At 58.4% G+C, this 4705-nt stretch carries 5 protein-coding genes; all 5 read left to right on the top strand.

The genetic code is table 11. The features are described from left to right. Nucleotides 1-899, top strand: an 899-nt coding sequence (locus BMW74_RS24110) for a formylglycine-generating enzyme family protein (RefSeq protein WP_093426604.1), incomplete at its 5' end; no start/stop codon positions are given. Between the two features lie 55 nt (nt 900-954). After that, nucleotides 955-1653, top strand: coding sequence for a DUF3592 domain-containing protein (locus BMW74_RS24115; protein WP_093426605.1), 699 nt, complete (start codon nt 955-957; stop codon nt 1651-1653). Between the two features lie 33 nt (nt 1654-1686). Then, nucleotides 1687-1950, top strand: coding sequence for a PAAR domain-containing protein (locus BMW74_RS24120; RefSeq protein WP_093426606.1), 264 nt, complete (start codon nt 1687-1689; stop codon nt 1948-1950). A 150-nt stretch (nt 1951-2100) separates the two neighbouring features. After that, entirely contained in the window at nt 2101-3129 is a 1029-nt protein-coding gene (locus BMW74_RS24125; protein ID WP_093426607.1) for a hypothetical protein, read from the top strand. Between the two features lie 20 nt (nt 3130-3149). Continuing rightward, nucleotides 3150-4705: ImcF-related family protein (locus BMW74_RS24130; RefSeq protein WP_305881720.1), on the top strand; the 1556-nt coding region annotated here is incomplete at its 3' end.

The raw sequence follows: 4705 nt of genomic DNA on the forward strand, positions 1-4705 counted from the left end.
ATCCGTTTATTAAAGCGGTTAAGGCAGACCTGGTCTTCGTCGAGGGCGGTGAATTTTTCATGGGAGACTATGGTCCTAGATTCGGTGCGGAAAAATTGCCATTTGACATGAAGTTACATAGTTCTCCATTGCATAAGGTAGAACTAAGTAGCTATTCCATCAGTCGATTTAAAATAACCAATTATGGGTTCCAGTTTTATTTGAAGTCTAAGGGCATCGCACTAAGGGAGAAAGGAGTAGCGATCAAGGAAGAATGGGATGCGATTAACGCGCTGCCTAATACGCCAGCCCATATCGATTGGTTTGAAGCAGACAGCTATTGCAAGTGGTTGTCCACGCTGACTGGAGAGCCATTTGCATTGCCAACCGAAGCACAGTGGGAGTATGCGGCTCGTAGTCGTGGTCAGTTTTTAATGGTGGCCACTGACGACGGGACCTATAAGGCAGAGCCAATGGAAATGCGCACTGAATCGTATGAGCCCAAGGGGATAAATATATCCAGTGACGGAGACCGGATAGAGTTTGCAACTCAAATGGGTTGGACAACAGACTCGTTCACGCCATTGCCCGTGGATATGTTTCCACCCAACCCACTTGGGCTGTATTCAATGTCTGACAATGGTTATGAGTGGGTCAGCGATTGGTATGACCCCGATTACTATGCGCGCTCTCCGGTAAAAGACCCGCAAGGTCCGGATAAACCCGTATTCAAAAGCCTTTACGGATATGACACAAAAGTCATACGTGGCCAAGGTTATGCCAATCCCTACTGGGGGGGAGGGGTCAATGTGTTCAGAAGGATGGCAGATCCCTATGGACGGGCTGATGCTAATGGCCGGGTATTTTTAGGTGCTAGAACCGCCCGCTGCATCGTGAATAACCCCGTACCAATCAAATAACCAAAATAAACAACCCAAGCTGTTCAATTGTAATGAAACTCAAGGAGCGTTAAATATGAAAGTATTATCAATCATCAAGTACCTCTTTTCGGCAGTCGGCCTCGCCCTGCTGTTAGGTGCGTTGGTTTCTTATCAGCATTCGAATGATTTCTTGGACAGCGCGCTTTCCACCCAGGGTACGGTGGTGGGGATGGAGAAAAGTCGTGGTGCGGATTCAACCAGTTACTTTCCGATTATTGAGTATGTGGCCAATGAGGGGCAGAAGCTCCAGTTCAGGTCGAGTACCGGTAGCAGTCGACCTGCGTATTCAATCGGGGAAACGGTAGAGGTTCTGTACTCGCCGCAACAGACTGAGGATGCACGACTTAATAGTTATTTTTCCCTTTGGGGCGCGGCACTTATATTGGCGATTCTGGGTGCGGTGTTTTTGTTTATTGGCGTCATTATTATGTTGGTTGGTGTGCTCAAGAACAAAAAGAAAGCCTATTTGCAACGAAATGGCAGTGAAGTTATCGCGCAGTTTCAATCGGTTGAATTTAACCATCAACTTGAAGTGAATGGGCGCAATCCTTTTGTGATCGTGTGCCAGTGGCTTAACCCCGTGACCCGCGAGGTGCATGTATTTGAGAGTGAAAATATCTGGTTTGACCCGTCGCCTTATATACAGGGCGAAACAGTCAAGGTGTTGATCGAACGGGACAACCCTAAAAAATACTATGTCGATGTTTCCTTCCTGCCCAAGGTGGCCCGTTAACTCACGCACGGCAGTCAGTGCCCAGGAGGTTTCATGAGAAGCGTCATTCGTGTCGGCGACAGTCTTTCTTCGGGTGGGGTGGTGCTGACCGGCGCCGATGGCATGCAGTTTATGCAGCGTGCCGTGGCGTGCGTGGGCGATGCGGTGTTTTGTCCGCTGCCGGGACACGGGTCAAACCAGATCGTCGAAGGCGATACCGGCAGCCAGTACCTGGGGCGTCCGATCGCCTTGCACGGCCACCGCTGCGCGTGCGGCTGCACCTTGATCTCTTCATTGACGCAAGCCGGGAGGCGGTGACGTGCCTGTCGACCTCAAGACATTGCCGGAGCATTTGTCACTGCCCGAGCCCCCACGTCGGGGGCCCTGGGCCTTGGGTGCCTCGCTGTGCGCGCTGCTGGGCGGCGGCCTGATCGCGGTGCTGTGGCCAGCGGACCATTGGCGCCTGTCGTGGTGGTGCTGCCGTTGGTGCTGGGGCTCTTGGCCTATGCCCTGCGGTTGTTGGCCTATGAGCGCCAGCATGACTTCGTACAAGGCTGGAGCGAGCGCCGCGACGAACAGGAGCAGGCGCTCATTGCGCGGGGCCGGCGTGCGGTGGTGGTCGTGGGCAGCACCTACTGCACGGCGGCCGGAAGTAATCAATTAGCGAACGCATTGCGCCACGGCAGCCAGCCATTGCAGGCGGTGTACGTGGGGGCAAACTCCCCGACAATACGTGTGAGCCAATTGATGCCAGTTGCGCAGCAACATACCGAGCAAGAGTATGCGCAACGCTTGGCGGCCTCGTTCGAGCAAATGGCCGGTGCCCTCGACGTGGAGTTGCAGCCCTTCAACCGCGACGTGCCGCTGTGCGTGCGGATCAAGCACAACCAGGTGCTCAGTGACGATGCAATCCTGTCGTTATGGCGCTCATCCCTACGCCGCGAACGGCCTGTGGATCAGGTGGTGTTTGCAACGACAGACGATGGGTTGATGTGGCTGGACAGTTGGCTGGACGAACCACCGCGCGCCCGGCTTTTACTGTCGATTGAGGTCAATCTGTTTCTGGAACCCGTCCCTGAACACGCCGAATCGGTCTCGGCGGTGCTACTGGCTACCGCTGAGCTCTGCACCGCGCAGGAAGTCGCGCCGATGGCACGGGTGCACCGTCCGGTGCGGGTGATGGACCCGGCGCCTGCGCTGCAGGATGCATGCAGATGGGGCGAACTTTCGGTACAGGACAAGGCGTTCTTTACCTGGCACAGCCAGATGTCCAGGCAAACGCTGGGGGATGCCCATCTCGCCCTGTTCAGCACGGGCTATCGGCCTGATGTTGCCCGGACTCACTCACTGGATAAGTCGTTGGGCCTACCGGAATGCGCGGTGGGCAACATCGCGCTGATTCTCGCCAGTGAGCAAGCCCGTACGGATCAGCAACCGCAGCTTGTGATGCTGCGCGATACGTCCGTGCAAGCGCTTGTCGTCCAGCCTGTTCGATGACCTTGAGATAAGGATTAGTCATGAAAAGTAAGAGACTCGGCGGCTGGATCGTCGTCCTCTGCGTGATGGTGGTTGGTAGCCTTTTGATCTGGGTCGAGAACCCTTTGGTCCATGTGAACACCGAGATCGGGCAATGGCAGTGGTCGGCCGTGCTGCTGATTGCGTGCTTGGTCTTGTTGTTCCTCGATGGCCTGGGTGGTTTGGTTTACAAGGTGCTGGGCGCAATGGAGAGTGTGGCTCGCTTTAGAGTCAAGCTGGGGATGGCGGGCCCAGGCCCAACACGCAGCACACCCGATCCCGAATTCGCCGGCTCGCCCGCCGCTCGCTTGGCACCACACCTACGCCAGCACTACGGCCTCTTCTGGCGCCACAAAGTCCGCCTGTTGTTGGTCGTCGGCGAGCCCGAACAGATCAACGCCATTGCCCCGGACCTGGTGGCCAAGCGCTGGCTGCACGGCCAGGACACGGTGTTGATTTGGGCCGGGAGCGCACAGGTTGGGCCCGACGAGACGACGCTTGGTCTGTGCAAGCAGCTCAGCCGCCGACGCGCCCTCGACGGGGTGGTCTGGGCGTTGGACAAGGCGCAAAGCCGCGATGCTGCCGCCATGGGCAAAGGCGTGCGCCACCTCCAGAATCTGGCCCGCACGCTGCACTGGCAACTGCCGCTGTACCTGTGGCAGGTCTGCGCGAGCCAGTGGTCGCAGGGCACGCGCCCCACCCAGCCGGTGGGGTGTTCGTTGTCGGCGCGGGGCACGGCCGATGAGTTGGAACGCCATCTGACCCAACTGCTGGAGCCCCTGCGCCAAATGGGCCTGGCGCAAGTCGCGCACAGGTTGGGTGATGACTTTTTGCTGCGCCTGTCCCAGGACTTGAAGGATGAGGGTATTGCCCGCTGGCGTCAGGTGCTGGTGCCGTTGCTCGGGGAGTTTTCCCGTGGCTTGCCGTTGCGCGGGCTGTGGTTCAGTTTGCCGCTGCCGCCAGGCAAGAGCGATCCGGACGACAACGCGTATAAGGCCAACCAGGACAACTTTTGGCCGCTGGACCCGGCCTGGCAAGGCGTGCTCGCGGACAAACGCCCGCACTTGGGCCGCCTCGGCTGGCCCGCACCCCGCATCGCCTATGCCGCGGTGATGGGCCTTGTGCTCCTCTGGGGCACCGGCCTGTTGCTGTCCTTCGCCAGCAACCGCGCGCACATCGTCCAGGTGCAGGACGCCTTGGCCGGTCTGGACCAGGCCGGGCAGGGCGATGAGCAATTGTGCGCGCTGAATGAGCTGATGCGCGAGCTCGGTCGCCTCGATTACCGCGCCACCCACGGTGTGCCGTGGTACCAGCGCTTCGGCCTGAGCCAGAACGCGCCACTGCTCGAGACCTTGTGGCCGCGGTATGTCGAGGCCAATCACCGCCTGCTGCGCGACCCGGCGGCGGCGAATTTGCAGCGTCAACTCAACGCCCTGGTCAAGTTGCCCGCCGACAGCCCTGAGCGCGCGGCGCGGGCCACGCTGGCCTACGATCAGCTCAAGGCCTACTTGATGATGGCCCATCCGGAGAAGGCCGATCCGGCGTTCCTGGTCCAGGC

The sequence above is a fragment of the Pseudomonas sp. ok272 genome (assembly GCF_900109995.1).
Lineage (GTDB): Bacteria > Pseudomonadota > Gammaproteobacteria > Pseudomonadales > Pseudomonadaceae > Aquipseudomonas.